The organism is Acinetobacter sp. D009, from assembly GCF_038562025.1.
GTDB lineage: Bacteria > Pseudomonadota > Gammaproteobacteria > Pseudomonadales > Moraxellaceae > Acinetobacter > Acinetobacter pittii.
Genome location: NZ_CP151886.1, coordinates 1,396,049 through 1,414,490, shown reverse-complemented (window position 1 = coordinate 1,414,490; position 18,442 = coordinate 1,396,049). Strand labels below are relative to the sequence as shown.

General features: G+C 39.7%; 16 protein-coding genes. 4 read left to right on the top strand and 12 right to left on the bottom strand.

What is annotated here, in order from left to right; genetic code table 11:
• Nucleotides 1–5 precede the first annotated feature (5 nt).
• From AAC388_RS06585 to AAC388_RS06550, 8 genes are all read right to left on the bottom strand, one after another.
• Nucleotides 6–2,660 (bottom strand): sensor histidine kinase KdpD, encoded by a 2,655-nt coding sequence (locus AAC388_RS06585; RefSeq protein ID WP_342371359.1) that lies wholly within the window; start codon nucleotides 2,658–2,660, stop codon nucleotides 6–8.
• A gap of 38 nt (nucleotides 2,661–2,698) precedes the next feature.
• Nucleotides 2,699–3,304, bottom strand: coding sequence for a potassium-transporting ATPase subunit KdpC (gene kdpC, locus AAC388_RS06580; RefSeq protein ID WP_342371358.1), 606 nt, complete (start codon nucleotides 3,302–3,304; stop codon nucleotides 2,699–2,701).
• Nucleotides 3,305–3,317: 13 nt separating this feature from the next.
• A complete protein-coding gene (gene kdpB, locus AAC388_RS06575) occupies nucleotides 3,318–5,357 on the bottom strand; it encodes a potassium-transporting ATPase subunit KdpB (protein ID WP_342371357.1) in 2,040 nt (679 codons plus the stop codon).
• An 8-nt stretch (nucleotides 5,358–5,365) separates the two neighbouring features.
• Complete coding sequence (gene kdpA / locus AAC388_RS06570; RefSeq protein ID WP_342371356.1) at nucleotides 5,366–7,075, bottom strand: potassium-transporting ATPase subunit KdpA; 1,710 nt, start codon at nucleotides 7,073–7,075, stop codon at nucleotides 5,366–5,368.
• A gap of 258 nt (nucleotides 7,076–7,333) precedes the next feature.
• Nucleotides 7,334–7,771 carry a 2-amino-4-hydroxy-6-hydroxymethyldihydropteridine diphosphokinase gene (locus AAC388_RS06565; protein ID WP_023896504.1) on the bottom strand — a complete coding sequence of 146 codons (438 nt, stop codon included), beginning with the start codon at nucleotides 7,769–7,771 and terminating at the stop codon, nucleotides 7,334–7,336.
• The gene (gene folB / locus AAC388_RS06560) at nucleotides 7,728–8,108 is read right to left on the bottom strand and encodes a dihydroneopterin aldolase (RefSeq protein WP_069030260.1); all 381 of its coding nucleotides are present in this window, start codon (nucleotides 8,106–8,108) and stop codon (nucleotides 7,728–7,730) included. Before folB ends, AAC388_RS06565 begins: the two co-directional genes overlap by 44 nt.
• Before the next feature lie 15 nt (nucleotides 8,109–8,123).
• Nucleotides 8,124–9,422, bottom strand: a complete 1,299-nt coding sequence (locus AAC388_RS06555; RefSeq protein WP_002119658.1) for an AarF/UbiB family protein — start codon at nucleotides 9,420–9,422, stop codon at nucleotides 8,124–8,126.
• A gap of 58 nt (nucleotides 9,423–9,480) precedes the next feature.
• The gene (locus tag AAC388_RS06550; protein ID WP_342371355.1) at nucleotides 9,481–10,257 is read right to left on the bottom strand and encodes a HesA/MoeB/ThiF family protein; all 777 of its coding nucleotides are present in this window, start codon (nucleotides 10,255–10,257) and stop codon (nucleotides 9,481–9,483) included.
• Nucleotides 10,258–10,426: 169 nt separating this feature from the next.
• Between AAC388_RS06550 and AAC388_RS06545 the strand changes: the two genes are divergently transcribed.
• A complete protein-coding gene (locus AAC388_RS06545) occupies nucleotides 10,427–11,005 on the top strand; it encodes a flavin reductase family protein (RefSeq protein ID WP_174748209.1) in 579 nt (192 codons plus the stop codon).
• 89 nt (nucleotides 11,006–11,094) lie between these two features.
• On the opposite strand, the gene AAC388_RS06540 is transcribed toward AAC388_RS06545, so the two are convergent.
• Both AAC388_RS06540 and AAC388_RS06535 read right to left on the bottom strand, forming a co-directional pair.
• A complete protein-coding gene (locus AAC388_RS06540; RefSeq protein ID WP_342371354.1) occupies nucleotides 11,095–12,231 on the bottom strand; it encodes an acyl-CoA dehydrogenase family protein in 1,137 nt (378 codons plus the stop codon).
• Between the two features lie 19 nt (nucleotides 12,232–12,250).
• Entirely contained in the window at nucleotides 12,251–13,021 is a 771-nt protein-coding gene (locus tag AAC388_RS06535) for a 3-hydroxyacyl-CoA dehydrogenase (RefSeq protein WP_262447815.1), read from the bottom strand.
• Between the two features lie 169 nt (nucleotides 13,022–13,190).
• On the opposite strand from AAC388_RS06535, the gene AAC388_RS06530 reads away from it, so the two are divergent.
• From AAC388_RS06530 to AAC388_RS06520, 3 genes are all read left to right on the top strand, one after another.
• Nucleotides 13,191–14,216, top strand: a complete 1,026-nt coding sequence (locus tag AAC388_RS06530) for an AraC family transcriptional regulator (RefSeq protein ID WP_262447814.1) — start codon at nucleotides 13,191–13,193, stop codon at nucleotides 14,214–14,216.
• A gap of 245 nt (nucleotides 14,217–14,461) precedes the next feature.
• Nucleotides 14,462–15,436 carry an aliphatic sulfonate ABC transporter substrate-binding protein gene (locus AAC388_RS06525; RefSeq protein ID WP_075383991.1) on the top strand — a complete coding sequence of 325 codons (975 nt, stop codon included), beginning with the start codon at nucleotides 14,462–14,464 and terminating at the stop codon, nucleotides 15,434–15,436.
• Between the two features lie 3 nt (nucleotides 15,437–15,439).
• Nucleotides 15,440–16,279 (top strand): ABC transporter permease, encoded by an 840-nt coding sequence (locus AAC388_RS06520; RefSeq protein WP_342371353.1) that lies wholly within the window; start codon nucleotides 15,440–15,442, stop codon nucleotides 16,277–16,279.
• Between the two features lie 2 nt (nucleotides 16,280–16,281).
• On the opposite strand, the gene prmC is transcribed toward AAC388_RS06520, so the two are convergent.
• Nucleotides 16,282–17,097, bottom strand: a complete 816-nt coding sequence (gene prmC, locus AAC388_RS06515; RefSeq protein WP_262447812.1) for a peptide chain release factor N(5)-glutamine methyltransferase — start codon at nucleotides 17,095–17,097, stop codon at nucleotides 16,282–16,284.
• On the bottom strand, nucleotides 17,097–18,185 hold the full coding sequence (prfA, locus tag AAC388_RS06510) for a peptide chain release factor 1 (RefSeq protein WP_342371352.1): 1,089 nt from the start codon (nucleotides 18,183–18,185) through the stop codon (nucleotides 17,097–17,099). The genes prmC and prfA overlap by 1 nt, the downstream gene beginning before the upstream one ends.
• Between the last annotated feature and the right edge of the window lie 257 nt (nucleotides 18,186–18,442).

Below are 18,442 nucleotides of genomic sequence, written 5' to 3'. Positions count from 1 at the left end.
ACAACTTATTCTTTTACTGGGTGAATGGGTAATCTGATTTGAATTAAAGTACCTTTATTTTGGCGCCCTGAAAATGCTTCTATTGTACCCATATGAGCACCAATAATCGCTTTTACAATTGTTAGCCCTAAACCTGTACCGAATTTTCCACGGTCTCCACGCTCCATAGTATAAAACATATCGAAAATGCGGTGTCTTTGGTCTTCGGGGATTCCAGCACCTTTATCTTCAATTTCTATTTTCACATCATCTTCTGACACAAGATGAGTACGAATCATAACTGGCTCATCTGGAGGTGAAAAGTTTGCAGCATTTTCTAAAACATTAAAAATAGCTTGCTCTACCAGTGCTGGGTGAACATACAAACTAATTGGCTGCTCAGGTAACTGCACTAATACTTGCGTATCTGGTTTATAACGCTTTAAACGGCGGGTTGCCGAACCAATTAACTCATCTACCCCAATCCAGTCTCTTTTTAAAGTTAGACCTTCGTGACCTAAGCGTGTCATATCAAGTAAGTTTTGAATATAACGGTCTAAACGCTCACCTTCTAAATGAATTGTTTCAAGCAGATCTTGTTGGTCTTGTTCTGACATATCAGCTTTAAAATTAGCAAGCGTGTCTGCTGCGCCAATGATAGAAGCAAGTGGCGAACGTAAATCATGCGATACCGAAGATAATAAAGCAGAACGTAAGCGCTCTGTTTCACTGGTGACTTTTGCTTGTTCAAGCTCATTCACCAATTGGGTTCGAAGTACTGCCTGTGCAATGTACTCAATTACACTTTCAGTCAATTTTTTTTGCTCAAAATTTAAGGAAACCACTTCATCCTTAAAGTAAATTCCCACAACACCTAGGCTATTTTTTTGTTCTAAAAGAGGTAAAAACCACCAGTTTGACTGACTCAGAGTATCGGTAAAACGCCCACATGGCTGCTTGTGTTTCAAACACCATTCTGCGGCTACTTTTTCTTTATCATTTAGCTCAATATCAGATGAAATTACCTTATCTCGAATAGAAATCCACACTTTAGTTTGAAGTTGTGTTTCTAAAGTCATACGTCCTGTTTGCATGACTTCTTCAAGATTTACTGCACTAGAAAGCTTACGTGCCAAGTCTTGCATTACCGTAGTGTAGGCATTGGCAGCTTTTAAAGATAAAACTTGCTGGCGTAACTGAGAAGCCAAACGCCCGGCAATTAAAGCTGCTGCAAAAAAAGCAACAACGGTAACCACCCCTTGGTGTGCTGAAATTTGAAACGTAAAACGTGGCGCAATAAAGAAAAAGTTATAAGCCAAGAAACAAATAAGAGCTGCCACTACTGCAGCGAGCATTCTCGTTTTCGTTGCTACAATTAAAACTGAAATAATAAAAATGACAGAAAAGTCTTCAATACCTAATAGAACTTCGGCAAAGTGAGCTATAAAAATACTTACACATGTAACCGCTAAAACAAAAACACTTTCTTTTAATGATAAAAATGATGGCTTTTCAAGTTGAGTTGTTTTTTTAGTGCCTTGTTCTGGATGCAAAATCGTTAAAGCAATCGAGTTTTCTTGATTTAATAATTGCTGAGCCAAATTTTTCTTAAATAACTTTAACCACCACGGTGAAATACTTTTGCCAATGACCAGATTGGAAATACCTCGGTCAACCGCGGCATCCATTAATACTGACGCAACTCGATGGCCATATAAGATTTCTGTTCGACCACCGAGTTGTCGAGCCAGCTCAAACGCCCGATCAATCTCAATATATTCTTTTTTATATGAATTTACCGAACTCTGTCCAAAGTCTAAACTTTTAGCAACATTCACTACAGTCCATGTTGCCCCATAGCGTTCAGCTAAACGACAACCTGCCCGTACTAAATATTCAGATGAGCCTTGTCCATCTATCGCAATCATCAGTTCATTTTGCAGCGAGATAGACTTTAAACCCTTAGAGGTGTAACTCTGTTTTAAATCTAAATCAACATGCTCAGCAACGCATTGCATTGCCAGTTCACGCAATGCCGTTAAATTTGAAATGCTAAAAAAGCCTTGTAATGCCAGATTCGCTTGCTCTGGCACATAGACTTTCCCTTGATGGAGCCTTTCAATGAGTTCACTAACAGGTAAATCAATTAAACGAATATCTCGAATACGATCAAATACACGATCTGGCACAGTTTCATTTACTCGAATGCCCGTAATCTGATGTACCACATCGTTTAAGCTTTCTAAATGCTGAATATTAATGGTCGTAAATACATCAATACCAGCGTCTAGCAATTCATTGACATCTTGCCACCGTCGTTCATGGCGACTATTGGGTATATTACGATGAGCCAACTCATCAACCAAAACAATTTCTGGATGCCTGAGTAAAATAGCATCCAAGTCCATTTCTTCTAAAGTATGCCCCTGATATTGCATTTCCTTTCTAGCAATTTGAGGCAACCCTTCCAAAATTTTTAGAGTTTCTATTCTTCCGTGGGTTTCAACAATACCAACAACAACATCTGTGCCCTGTTGATATAACTCTTTAGCGCGGGCAAGCATGGCATAGGTTTTTCCGACACCAGGTGCCGCACCGAGAAAGACTGTTAGTCGACCAGCTTGATATCTGTTGACATGATTTAATAAGGCTTCAGCCTGATTTTCGCGATTGCTTTGCACTTGATATCATCCGGTAAACTAACAATTTTATTTTCAAGTTAATGTGTAGATTGTAATTGATCTAAAGCGATATTTAACTCTAATACATTAACACGAGCTTGCCCTAGTACACCAAACTGCACAGGTTCAATATGCTTTTGTAATAACTCTTCTACAACTTTAGGATCTAAATGACGCGCTTGAGCCACTCTGGTAACCTGTAACTGAGCAGATTCAGGGCTAATATGTGGATCGATACCACTACCTGATTTAGTCACTAAATCACTTGGAATAACTGTATTGCCCGTATGGTCTTGTTTTTTCACGTCAAGAATCTGAGCATCAATTTGTTTTTGAAGCTCTGGATTGGTAAGGGCTAAGTTTGTGGCCCCCATAGACATTGGGTCATAAGCAACTGCTGAAGGACGTGGATGAAAATAAGCCTCTCCAACAAATGGCTGAGCGACTAATTTTGATCCTAGAACTTTATGGTTTATTTCAATCAAACTACCATTTGCTTGATTGTTAAATAACACTTGTCCCGCGCCTGTAGCGATAGCACTGTAAACAGCACCGCAACCGACAAGAGTAAAAATTAGAAGTCCGAAAGATGCTCTTAAGGTCTGACCCAAATTTGCTTCTGAATTTTGTGCATAAGTTTTCATTTCAAACTCCAAATTACAAACCAAATAATTGAACAATCACAACATCAATCGCTTTAATGGCAATGAATGGTAGAACCACACCACCCACGCCATAAATCAACATATTTCGACGTAGTAACTGAGTTGCAGTTGAAGGTTTAAATTTGACGCCACGTAATGCAATTGGAATTAATAGCGGGATAATAATCGCGTTAAAAATTAATGCAGATAAAATCGCACTGTTTGGACTTGCTAAGTGCATTACATTCAATACTTGCATTTGTGGAATCGCAGCAGCGAATAATGCAGGCAAGATGGCAAAGTATTTAGAGACGTCGTTTGCTAAGGAAAACGTTGTTAAAGCACCACGAGTAATCAACTGCTGTTTACCAATTTCAACCACCGCAAGTAGTTTGGTCGGGTCTGAGTCTAAATCGACCATATTGCCTGCTTCTTTCGCAGCTTGCGTACCAGAATTCATGGCTAAGCCAATATCTGCCTGAGCTAATGCAGGTGCATCGTTGGTTCCATCACCGACCATCGCAACTAAACGACCTTGTTGTTGTTCAGTGCGAATACAAGCCAGTTTGTCTTCAGGTTTTGCTTCGGCAATATAGTCATCTACACCAGCTTCAGCAGCAATCGCGGCCGCAGTTAATGGGTTATCACCTGTAACCATAACGGTTTTGATGCCCATTTCTCTTAAACGAGCAAAACGTTCTTTAATGCCGTGTTTAATCACATCTGAAAGTTCAATCACACCCAACACATGATGTTGATTTGCCACAACCAATGGTGTTGCACCTTTTTTAGCGACTTGTTCAACACGTGCTTTTAACTCTAAATCTTGAGAATAATCTTCATCGACAAATTTCAAAATGGCATCTAACGCACCTTTACGAATTTGATCACCATTAGGGAAATTCACACCAGAAATTCGGGTTGATACACTAAAAGAGATAAATTCAGCCTGCTCAGGTTCTTGCTGTTTTAGCCCTTGTTCTTTTGCTAATTTAACAATTGATTTCCCTTCTGGTGTTGGGTCTGCAAGCGAACTTACCCAAGCAGCCACTCGTAACTCAGACTCAGTTACCGAAGTTAAAGGATAAAAAGAGGTCGCTTGACGATCACCATAAGTAATGGTTCCTGTTTTATCGAGTAAAAGCACATCGATATCACCAGCAACTTCAACAGCTTTACCTGATTTCGCCAAAACATTGGCTTTAAGTGCACGGTTCATCCCTGCAATCCCAATTGCAGGCAATAAGCCCCCAATAGTTGTTGGAATTAAGCAGACCAATAGCGCCACAAGCACCACCGGATCGAGTTCAACATGCAAATAATTGGCAATAAACGGCAAGCTAATCACCACAATTAAAAACGTGAGTGTCATCACCATTAACAAAAAGCCAAGTGCAATCTCATTCGGTGTTTTTTGACGATTTGAACCTTCAACCAAAGCAATCATACGGTCCAAGAAACTTTGACCAGATTCAGCAGTCACTTGCACAACAATACGATCTGTAAGAACTTTGGTTCCGCCAATAACACCTGAACGGTCTGTTCCAGCTTCACGTAGCACAGGTGCAGACTCACCTGTAACAGCCGATTCATTAATAGTGGCAAAGCCTTCTACAATCTCACCGTCGGCTGGAACAAGCTCACCTGCATGAACTTCAATGAAATCATTTAAATGAAGTTCAGTCGCTGCAACTTGAGTCGCTTGACGGTCTGTCAAAGAGTTGAGTCTTCGAGCCGTTAAATTTTCTCTTGCTGCACGTAATGAAGATGCCTGTCCACGGCCTCTAGCCTCTGCAACTGCTTCGGCATAGTTAGCAAATAAAATGGTAATAAACAGAATTGCTGTAACCACTAAACCAAATAACAGCGTGGTGTAACCTAAGATTGTACTAATGCCTGTAACCACTGTTCCAAGCCATACAATTGCCATCACAGGGTTTTTAATTGCATGCTGCGGTAGCAGTTTCACAAATGCATTTTTCCAAACTTCAAAATTTGGCACTGCCATGGTTTGTTTATGGCTATTTACATGAGTTTGTGTATTCATTTTCACTCGCCTCCTTAGCCTTTAACCAACAAAAGTTGATCGGCAATTGGCCCAAGGACAAGAACTGGCATAAATTGTAATAAGGTAAGCAACACAACAATCGTAATCAGCGTTAAAGCAAACGTTGGAGTTTCAACTTGAAGACTACCTGCTGTTTCGGGTGCTTTTCTTTTTGCTGCTAAACGTGTTGCAATCATTAATGGCAAAATTAAGGTCGGAAAACGTCCTAACAGTAGAGCGATACTACAAGTGACATTCCACCATACAGTGTTGTCTCCAAGACCTTCAAAACCTGAACCATTGTTGGCAAATGCAGAGACATATTCGTAGAACACTTGGCTAATACCATGTGGTCCCGGATTACTAATTCCAGATATGCCTGGAACGCTGAGGCTTAATGCGGTGAATGCAAGAATGACTAAAGGTTGAATCAAGATAATAATCGCGAGCAATTTAATTTCTGCTGCTTCAATCTTGCGCCCAAACAATTCAGGGGTACGGCCTGTCATTAAACCTGCAATAAATACGGCAAGTAATAGATAAATCATAAACTGTTGCAGACCACAGCCCACACCACCCCAAATCGCATTAATCAACATATTGATGAGTTCGACTAAACCAGTAAGCGGCGCAGAAGAATCATGCATCATATTGACCGAACCGTTATTCACCTGTGTAGTAAGCGCTGCCCAAACTGCTGATGCGGCTGGTCCAAAACGTTGTTCTTTACCTTCCATTACGGCAAGTTGAGATGCTGTCGATGACATGCTTTCAGACCAGACAGCTGCTGCACCTGAAATAATCGACATGAAAAGCATGCTACCAAACACAAAGTAAGCAAACTTTTTACGCTGAGTAAAATGCCCGACCATAAAAATTACTGTGATTGGAATAAGCAAAATCGCGAGCATTTCCAAAAAGTTAGATAACGGCGTTGGGTTTTCTAAAGGTACAGAACTATTTGGACCATACCAGCCGCCACCATTACTCCCCAATTGCTTAATAGCGACCATTGGGGCAACTGGACCTAATGGAATTTTTTGGGTTTGAACTGTATTGGCTTTATCAATCAGCTGTACTTCTGGCCCGCCTTGGAAAGTTGCTGGTACACCTTGGCTGTTAAGCAATAAAGACCAGACAAAACAGAGAGGAAGCAAGAAACGTACTGTAGGGCGGATCACATCTGCCCAATAGTTACCAATTAAAATTTGATCTGGCTGTTCAGCAACATCCGCTGCAATATGACTAGGACGTTGATAAAAGAAAGCTCTTAAAGTCGCAACAACTAAAGCTAGTCCCATCATTGGTGTGATGACTTGCAAACCTACAATACCTGTCATTTGCGACAAATAAGATAATTGAGCTTGACCAGAATAATGCTGTTGGTTGGTGTTTGTTAAAAATGAAATAACCGTGTGTAATGCTAAATCCCAACTCATATTTGGTGCATGATTTGGGTTTAATGGTAGCCATGCTTGCGTCATAAAAATAGCAAAAACGGCTATAGCTAGAAAAACACAGCTAACAACAAATGCTAAAGAATATTGTTTCCAGTTCATTTGTTGTTGTGGAGATATGCCTAACAAGCGATATACAGGATTTTCAATCCAACGAAATAATCCATCGCCAACCATCGGCTGATTTGTCATCACTTTGGATAGATATTTGCTGAGGCACCATGCTAAAAAAATAGCAATAAATAAAACAAGGATAAGTTCTAACATGGCTATTCTCCTCTATACCCCTTGGCTTGATTTGCCAAATTGGAAATAAGGAGAGATGAAGAGATATCATTTGTTTTTAGTCCGCATAAGGCTATGCCAGACTGATGCAAGATGCGCATTTGAGAATTTATAAGCATCTTTATTGTCCTGAAGTAACACTAATTTAGTGGATTTCAGTATGGATAAAATGCTTGTAAATTCTCTATTGAGAAACTCAAAGGCCGCGTAAAGTTTGCGTAAAATTTAGTTTGAAGGGTATTAAACTTTAAAATTAACGACTGGATAAATCATGCTATCAGCCTTTAAGGTTTCACAATGCCAAAGTTCATATAAAGGAATTTTTACATCGAGTGCCAAAGGTAGCTTTTTAGAATTAAATTGCATATGGTCCAGATCACTTCCCCATGCAATCAAATCTACATCTAAAGAAATATGATGCGACGGACGAACTCGCCCCGAATCTGACTCAAGTTTCTTTAAAAAAGATTCAATTTGATCACACGATAAAGTGCTTTTTAATAGACATGCTGAATTCCAATAATCATCTCCAATACCATCTCGGCATGGAATTTGATAAACAGATGAAAACTGCACTTTCCCCAAAGTTGCCAATTGCGTATAAGCAAAAGTAAAGTGCTGATCTGCGTCTAAATTACTCGCTAGGGCGAGCGCAAAAATTGTTTCTGGTGCGTTCAAGACGAATTCCTACAGCATTTGCTTCTGCAATGATGGCTGGCTTACGGATGGTTATGGTAATTTTTTCAATTGATGGAAAGGTTTCAAACAAACATTGTAAAACCAAATGTGCTGCATGCTCGATTAATTCTGGTTTTGCTTGTTGAATGGCTTGAGCCGATAACTCACAAATCTGGGCATAGTTGAGTGTGTCCTCAAGCTTGTCAGACTCTGCTGCTCGGCTCAAATCATTATGGATGGTTAAATCCAACATTAAAGGTTGAATGATTTGTCTTTCCCAGTTGAAACAGCCAATCACTGTCTCAACTTTCAAGCCTTCAATAATAATGGCATCCATAAATTTAAACTGACCTTAGTGCTTTAACAACGAAGCAGGTTCCATATTTTGAACCATTTTCAAACGCTGGTCTGCATAAATATCAGTATATGGTGCGAGTACGCGCATAAAACGATCGAAATAAAGCATTTGCTTAAATAATAAAGCAAAATCACGTGGGAATTTAATCCCATGACGCTCACCTACACCGACCATATCCATCATAATGTCATTTAAATCGGCTGGATTTGAAGACAATATCTGTTGCGGATCGGCCATTAATACGCCATTAAACAAACGCTCTAGATCTTGAGCCAACACCTGAACGTCAATTTTGTTATGGGTCATACCCATTTTCAGCATATTTTCAGCCATTGCCTGATAATCAGTTTTTTGTAAGGCATCCATAAATGCAATACATGCAGTCCAAACTTCAGGTTTTAACTGACCGACGATACCAAAATCAATAAAACCAATACGCCCATCCTCAAGCAACATTAGGTTCCCAGCATGTAAATCCGCATGGAAACTCTTACATAGCATGAGACTACCAAACCATGTATTCATGGCAGTAATCAGTACTTGCGATGGATCTTTAGCATATTGTTTTACGACACTAAAGTCAGTCAAAGACACACCATATAGGCGTTGCATGGTCAAAACACGGCGCGTAGAAAACTGATGATAAACTTTAGGCGCTGTCGCTGCTTTATTTTGTGAAATATTAAGATATTCCACAAAATCATCTAAGTTTTGTGCTTCTTCAATGAAATCGACTTCACGGACCATACGGCTTTTAATTTCATCTACAATTTCAGAAAGAGCAGCAAATTTAATCTTTGGTACAGCACGTTCGAGCAGCTTGGCAGCCCAATGCACTACACTTAAGTCTGTATATAAAATGGTTTCAACACCAGGCTTTTGTACTTTAATAACAACATCTTCACCTGTCGTCAGTTTAGCTGCGTGAACCTGAGCAATTGATGCAGAAGCTAATGGCTTTTCATCGATATAGCTAAAAATTTGACTTAAATCGCGTCCTTCAAACTCAGATGCAAGCACACCTTGAATATAACTAAATGGTAGTGTTGGTGTCTGGTCTAAACAACCTTGAAATTCTTCTACATATTCTCGTGGGAAAAGCGATGGCGTACTCGCAATAAACTGACCAAGCTTAATATAAGTTGAACCAAGTGACTCAAAAGTCTCTCGCATGAGTTTGGCATTACTTGGTTTTTCAGTTGCGTATTTAATTCCAGCTTTGGCCGCAACCACTGCTGTTTCACCAATGCGGGCGACTGAACGCAGCCCATCAAACAAAATATTTTTTTTCATATTTCTTCAAAACCAAATCATTCAGGTTGAGTGTAGCAAATTTTGTTTCATTTACTGATTAGCTTGCCTGACAAAGTGGGCAATTTACATCTTTATCAAAACTAACAATACGTTGTGTCATATTTAAACCATCCCACAATAATAGTTTCTGTTTTAAAGGTACACGATTTAAACCTAAATACAGCAAAGTGTGATGCGCTTGTAATGACGCTATCATTACAGGAGTAGTTGCCAGTACCCCTGACTCTGCACAGCGCAGCCCCTCATTGGCATGTTGTTCTTTTGGGAAAAGGCATTCATAACAAGCTGAATCACCTTCAACCATAAACATTTGTGCCTGAAAACCAATTGCTGAAGCACTAATTAATGCGACCTGATGTTTCTTACAAGCTGCATTTACCAAATAGCGAGTTGTAAAATTATCACAGCCATCTAAAACCACATCTTGGTGTTCAACAAGTCTATCAATGTTATGTTCGTCTAACCGTTCGTTATAGTATTCAACACAGATATAAGGGTTAATTTTCTGTAAACGTTTAGCTAAAACTTCAGCTTTATAACGTCCAATATCTTCATGACCAAATGCGATTTGTCGTTGTAAGTTACTTATCTCGATCGTATCTGCATCAATCAGTGTAATTTTCCCAACCCCTGCTCGCGCTAGTAACTCCGCACTGCAACAGCCTATTCCGCCAGCACCTACAATCAGCACATTAGCAAGTTTGAGTTTTTCCTGAGCTTCAATATCCCATCCATCAAGTAAAATCTGACGGCTATAGAGATGCATTTCTTCATCACTTAACTCTACAAAATCGATATCTTGAAGCTCGGTCACGCGTTAATCCTTTCACTTAGAAGCCAAGTGATTTTATGACTAAGTTAATCATTATGAAAGCTATAAAATGGAAACAACTTTTTTATTCGGTTAATACCCTATCACATTACTTCTTTCACACTTTCTGCAACAATAAGGCTATCTGTTTTCTGTATTACTTAGGCTAAATATGACGCAATCATATATTGCACCTGTAGAGTTAGAAAAAGCTTATCGTTTGTTAAATCATGGTCCGACTGTCCTTGTTTCCGCGCAACATGGTGACGACCGTAATGTAATGGCTGCCGCATGGGCATGTGCCTTAGAATTCAAGCCTGCCAAAGTGTCCGTTGTTCTCGACAAAAGCACTAAAACCCGACAGCTCGTTGAGCAAAGTGGTTATTTCACCTTACAAGTTCCTTGCTATGCACAGCTCGATCTGACTCATCAACTTGGAACCATTAGTAAATTGGATGATCCAGAAAAACTTGAGCATTGCGGTGTTGAGCTATTCTATCAAGAAGGTCTTACGAGCCCACTTGTAGCAGATTGCGTCGCATGGCTTGTATGTAAACTTATTCCTGAACCGCATAATCAATCAGCTCATGATTTATTTATTGGTTCTGTTGTAGGTGCATGGGCAGATAGCCGCGTTTTTAGAGATGGGCACTGGCACTTTCAAGATGCGCCGAAAGAACTTCGCAGCCTGCACTATATTGCAGGTGGAACTTTTTATTTGATTGGTGAGGAAGTCAAAGCTCAAATTTAATCATTAAAAAGCGAGATTCATTTAATTGCAAAAAACCGCATAACAATTGCGGTTTTTTGCAGTCAACGACATTTTTTAAAATCTAATACTTAAACTTGAGCCACTTCACGAGCAATCACCAAGCGTTGAATATCAGAAGCACCTTCATAAATCTGGCTTACACGAACATCACGATAAATTCTCTCTACAGGGAAATCACTCACGTAGCCATAACCACCATGAATCTGGATTGCATCCGAACATACTCGCTCAGCCATAGTAGACGCAAATAGCTTTGCCATTGAGGCCTCTTTTAAACAAGGCAGCCCAGCATCTTTTAAAGTTGCAGCATGCAAAACCAACTGATGCGCAGCTTCGATCTGGGTCGCCATATCGGCTAAACGGAAACCAACCGCCTGATGCTGAACTAATTCGACTCCAAAGGCTTTACGCTCATTTGCATATTGCACCGCTGCATCAAAAGCCGCTCTTGCCATACCTACCGATTGAGCAGCAATACCAATACGTCCAGCCGCTAAATTAGATAATGCAATTTTATAACCTTCACCCTCTTGCCCCACCAAATTTTCTAAAGGAATTCGGCAGTCCTCAAAAGTAATGGTCGCTGTATCTGAAGCATGTTGGCCCATTTTATCTTCAATACGAGTGACCAAGTAACCTTGTGTATTGGTAGGTACAAGAAAACACGAAATCCCTTTTTTACCAGCTTGTTTATCTGTGACCGCAAACACCAAAGCCACCTGGGCATTTTTACCACTGGTAATAAATTGCTTTACGCCATTAAGCATCCAATAGTCGCCATCTCGCTCGGCTTTACATAAAATCGCGCTTGCATCTGAACCGACATGTGGCTCAGTTAAACAAAAGCATCCCAGCCATTCGCCAGAGGCAAATTTTGGCAAATAGGTTTGTTTTTGCTGATACGAACCGTACGCCAGTGTAATACCGCAAACCAATGAGTTTTGTACACTTACGATTGTCGAAATAGCACCGTCGCCTGCGGCAATTTCCTCAATTGCGAGTACCAAAGATACATAGTCCATTCCGGCACCGCCCCATTCATCGGGCACAGTCATCCCCATAGCGCCTAGTGCACCTAAATCTTTGAGTTCCTGAGCTGGAAATTCATGAGTTTTATCGCGATGTGCAGCAGTTGGTTTTAACTGATTTTGCGCATAGTTACGCATCATCTCCTGAACCATACTTTGTTCAGCATTTAAGATCATTTCAGCATCCTTATTTTTATTATTTTGCTGCCATACGAATTGCACCATCTAGACGGATGACTTCACCATTTAAGTAAGAGTTTTCAGCAATATGTGCCACCAAACGAGCAAACTCTTCTGGTTTTCCTAAACGAGATGGATATGGCACCATTTGCCCTAAAGCATCTTGTACATTTTGTGGCATACCCTTAAGCATTGGGGTTTCCATAATTCCCGGTGCAATGGTCATAATACGAATAGCATGTCGCGCAAGCTCACGAGCAATTGGCAATGTCATCGCAACAATAGCGCCTTTAGATGCTGAATACGCAGCCTGACCAATTTGACCATCAAATGCCGCCACAGATGCAGTGTTAACAATGACGCCACGGTCTTCTTCACCTTCTTCAACCGTGTTTTTACTCATTGCATCTGCTGCAAAACGCAGCATGTTAAATGTACCTGTAACATTAATATTTAAAGTCTTTGAAAATAATGCCAAGTCATGTACGCCTTCACGACCAACTACTTTCGCAGAAGGGCCAATACCGGCACAGTTCACCAAACCATGCAAATGACCATGTTTTGTCAAAACATCCTTAAAGAACTGTTCAGCAGCAACTTCATCGGTCACATCAAGTTTTACAAAGTCAGCTTTTGGCCCCAACTGTTTTGCTTGTTGCTCGCCTGCTTCTACATTCATGTCTACCAAGGTAACTGAAGCACCTTGCTGGACTAAATACTCAGCTGTTGCAGCACCCAAACCAGAGCCACCACCTGTAATTACGAAATGTTTCCCTTGAATTTTCATTATGTAATGTCCTATAAAAATGTTCTTTAAACTTAGTAGTGAGAGTAAAAGTTGTTGTTTTCCGATACAATTTCAAAAAGCCTCAAAATGTTTGCAGCTTTTGATCAATCCAAATTTTAAATATGTAGTATTTCACTTGAAATATATGAAGAAAATATGAGTCTTTGACATGGTTGTCCAATCTTCTTTAAGTAAAGGCACAATTTCGATTGCACTAGTACATGAAGCACTGAGTGCGGCTTATGCCAAAGGCCTAAATACACAAATAATTCTAAATAAAGCAGGCATCCCCGCTGAATTACTGATGTCGCCAAAGGCACGTGTGCCTGTTACAACCTATGCCCAATTGTGGATAGAGCTTGCCAATGCCATGAACGATGAGTTTTTTGGGATGGATAGCCACCCCATGCGTCGTGGAAGCTATAAATTACTGACTAAACTCGTCAGTACGGCTGAAACTTTAGAAAAAGCACTCTACGATATTTTGAAGTTTTTTAACTTTGTTCTAGATGACATGCATGGAGAACTCATTCGAGAGCAAGACAAAGCTTATTTAGTGATTCATGATCGTGAACAGCCTAAACGCATGTTTACCTACGCAACCTTTTTAATATTAGTACACGGACTTATGTGCTGGTTGGTAGACCAGCGAATTGGTTTAAATACTATTATGGTACGTTGTCCTAAACCGAACGATATTCAGGACTATTTAGTACGTTTTGGTGAAGATATTCAATTTAATGCTGCGATAAATCGAGTTGAGTTCGATGCCCACTATTTAGATATTAAAATTAAAAAAGATAAAAAAGCGCTTTATGATTTTTTAGAGCAAACTCCGCAAAATCTTTTAGTTCGCTTTAAAAATGAAAATGCCCTGAGTGTACTTATTCGTCGCCATTTATTGAAACTCCACCCTGCACAATGGCCCGAACTTAAAGATGTAGCTCAGCAACTCAATATTTCAGAAGCCACCGTTCAACGTAGACTGAAACATGAAGGTGTAAGCTATCAACAAATTAAAAATGAAATCCGCTGTGATATTGCTGTTGAACGCTTAAGCAAAACGAATGACTCAATTCAAGATATTAGTGAAGATTTAAGCTTCCATGACCCAAGTGCATTTCACCGTGCTTTTAAAAAATGGACAGGTGTCAGCCCAGGTGCGTATCGAGATAATTTAACTGCACACAAGTAATAAAATCCACACTCAATGAAGCGTAAGGTATTAGGGTTTAAGCTTATGATATTTATGTCTTTTAAATTCAATATTTCAGATAAACGCATTATTTAAAATTTAATAATGGTCGTAAAAACAGTGATTTATCATTTTATTCAAACTTTTATCTTTCAAACTGATTTATAAATCAAAATAACTAAGTTTATAAGCCTCTAAACACGTGAAAGGATGATCTCCTATTTCATTTCGGTTTTATTTTTATCATGTATTTAAAATCAAAATTTTCTCTACCAAAGACTTTGTTGGCATCAACATTGGGGTTTGTATTTGCTTCATCTGCTTTTGCAGCAATTCCGACTACACTTAAACTTGATTATGCTTACTATGCACCAACCAGTTTAATCGTTAAAGATCAAAAACTTCTCGAAAAAGCACTGCCAAATACCCAAATTAAATGGGTTTTTAGTCAAGGTAGTAACCGCTCATTAGAATATCTCAACAGTAACAGCATCGATTTTGCTTCTACCGCTGGATTAGCTGCTGTATTAAGTCGAGCGAATGGTAGTCCAATTAAAACTGTTTATGTACAAAGCCAACCAGAATGGACCGCGCTTGTTGTCGCAAAAAATTCACCAATTAAAAGCCTGAAAGATTTAAAAGGTAAAAAAATTGCAGCCACCAAAGGAACAGATCCTTTCTTATTTACACTACAAGCACTAGACACTGTAGGCTTAAGTAAACGTGATGTACAACTGGTTCATCTACAACATCCAGACGGCAAGACTGCATTAGAGCGTGGTCAAGTAGATGCTTGGGCTGGACTTGATCCATTAATGGCTTCTGCTCAAATTCAATCGGGTGCCAAATTGCTTTATCGTAATGTTGGATTTAATAGCTATAGTGTACTGAGCGTTAAAGAAGATTTTGCAAAGCAAAGCCCTGAAGCGGTAGAAGCCGTTATTAAAGCCTACGAACAAGCCCGAAAATGGGCAAAAGCCAATCCAGATAAAGTGGCAGCACTTTTAGCTCAAGAATCAAAACTTCCTCTACCTGTGGCTAAACTACAACTGAGCCGAACCAACTTCGATCAAAGCATTCCATCAGCAACTCAAGCACAAGCGCTAAAACGTTCTGGGAAAATTTTGACAGAAGAAGACTTGGTTAGAAAAGGTACCAACGTCAATCAAGTGGTTGATCAGTTGCTAGACCCACGTTTTGCTCAAAAAGTCGTGAAATAGTATATGAGTGATTTACTTAACAAAGCTGAGCTAAATCACTTCTTAGCTCAGCAGGCTTCAAAATCTCAGAAAAAGCATCTAAACCATAAATTTACACGGTGGTTTAAAGCGCTACTCATTCCACTTATCTTTTTAACGGCTTGTGAGTTTTTAGTCAGAAATGGCTATATCGATGCTTATCTACTCCCTGCACCGTCTAGTTTATGGCAATCTTTTTTAGATTTAGCTCATAGTGACCTGTTTGCCCATATTTATATTAGTACATGGCGTGTTCTGTTGGGCTTTATTATAGGAAGCGGTTTAGGTTTAATTTTTGCGATTTGGGTTGGATTAAGTAAAGAAGCAGAAGCTTATTTGGAACCAACTTTTTCAGCAATTAAATCAATTCCAAGTCTTGCTTGGATTCCACTGTTATTGCTTTGGTTAGGAATTGACGAAGGGTCTAAAATTACATTGATTGCAATCGGAGCATTCTTTCCAACCTATACCAATACAGTTGCAGCAATTCATAATGTAGATAAAAAGCTCATTGAAGTTGGAAAAGTTTATCGGCTTAATGCTTTTCAGCGGATTATATCTATTATTTTACCAGCAGCCTCTCCCGGCATTTTAACGGGTTTACGCAACAGCTTAAGCTTATCGTGGATGTTTATGATTGCAGCTGAACTGATTGCAGCCACTCAAGGGATTGGCTACTTACTCAGTGATGGCCGAGAAACGTCTCGACCAGATATTGTTATCATTGCAATTATTTTATTAGCCCTATTGGGTAAAATGACCGATACCTTAATGAAACTTATTGAAAACTGGTTATTACGTTGGCGGGATACACTACAAAAGTAATTTTAAATCCAGCATGCCAAAGTGACTCGATCATTTTGGCCATAGTCTTGAATAGTTTTAATTTGGCTAAAACCATGCTCTGTGAAAATATCTCGAACAGCTTGTCCCTGATCATAACCATGCTCTAGTGCAATCCAGCCTTGTGGTTTTAACCAGTTTTTCCCTTGAGCAATAATAATTTCAATATCAGCAAGTCCCTGATGGTCTGCAACTAATGCACGGCGTGGTTCTGTTGCCAAAGCTTGCATGTGCTCATCTTCAGGGTCGATGTACGGCGGATTAGAAACAATTAAATCAAACTTTTGTGGTTCAAGTGCATCAAACCAAGCGCCGCAGGCAAATTTCACACGTTGCAAATTATGAACTTGTGCATTTTCTTTTGCGACTTCTAAAGTAGGCGCATAAATATCAGTTGCCGTGACTTGCCAATCTGGACGTTCACTTGCTAATGCAAGCGCAATTGCACCTGTTCCCGTTCCCAAATCAACAATATTTGCAGTATTTGGCAAATTTAGATTTAAAACGGTTTCAACTAGAACCTCAGTATCCGGACGTGGCACTAAAGTATCAGATGTTACTTTTAAATCGAGCGTCCAAAATGGCTGTGAACCCGTCACATAAGCTAAAGGCTCACCATTTTGGATACGTTCAAGACCAGCCAAGTAATCTTGCTCTTGTTGGGCAGTTAACTCTTGCTCAAGTCTAAACTTTAATTCAAGCGAATTGATTTTTAGAAAATGCTCAAGTAACCAAGCATTTTCTTGCCGTTCATAACTGTCAGGCTCACCACGAATTGCAAGCGCTTGAGCAATATTCATTAGCCGCCATTTTCCTGTGCAAGCATCGCAAGCTGATCTGCCTGATATTCACGGTGTAAGCTATCGAGCAATTCAGTCAAATCACCTTCCATAATTGTATCTAACTTATATAAAGTCAGGTTAATACGATGGTCCGTCATACGCCCTTGTGGGTAGTTATAAGTACGGATACGTTCAGAACGGTCACCAGAACCAACCAAATCACGGCGCATCTCAGAAGTTGCTGCGTCGGCTGCTGCACGTTTTGCATTTTCTAAACGCGATACTAACAATGCCATCGCCTTAGCTTTGTTTTTATGCTGTGAACGCTCTTCTTGACACTCAACTACTGTACCGGTTGGAATGTGAGTAATACGCACGGCCGAATCGGTTTTGTTAATGTGCTGACCACCCGCACCTGAAGCACGGTAAGTATCAATACGCAAATCTGCCGGATTAATTTCAACGTTAGTATCAACATCAATTTCAGGCAAGATCGCAACTGTACACGCTGACGTATGCACACGACCTTGTGATTCAGTTGCTGGCACACGTTGTACACGGTGAGCACCACTTTCAAACTTTAAGCGACCATAAACGCCATCACCATCTACACGACAAATAACTTCTTTAAAGCCACCATGCTCGCCTTCATTTTCAGAAAGGACTTCGATACGCCAGCCTTGTGTCTCGGCATATTTGCTGTACATACGGAACAAATCACCAGAGAAAATTGCAGCCTCATCACCACCTGTTCCAGCACGGATTTCTAAATACGCAGCATTAGAGTCATTTGGATCTTTTGGAATCATCAAGATATTGAGCTGGCTTTCTAGTTCTTCAAGCAATACTTTATTCGCTTGAATTTCTTCTTCTGCCATATCTTTAAAGTCTGGGTCCGACTTCATCATTTCAGCAGTTTCAATATCTTCTTCTGCTTGACGGTATTTGCCCCAAACTTCGGTAATTTCAGATAAATCACTATGTTCACGAGACAATTTACGGAAACGTTTGTTATCGGAGATCACTTCAGCATCTGCAAGCAATGCAGTAAGTTCTTCATGTCGATCACAGAGTTGATCAAGTCGTAAACGGAGTGACGCTTTCATAAGAGGAAATATCTCAAAGTCCAAAAAGCTTATCGAAGGCTATGTAAGTATAGAAGATAAGCAAAATCGTAAAAATAGCGCATAGTTTACAGATTATGCTGCTTAAATGACATATATAATCAGCCAATTCATCAACTTTCCCAATAAGTAGAGGCGTATAAATATAATGATTTCGAATAAGATTTATTACTTGCCTATAATTTGGCTGTTCTGTAGAAAATAATAAGTTATATTTTCCCTCTATATGACAATAGAGG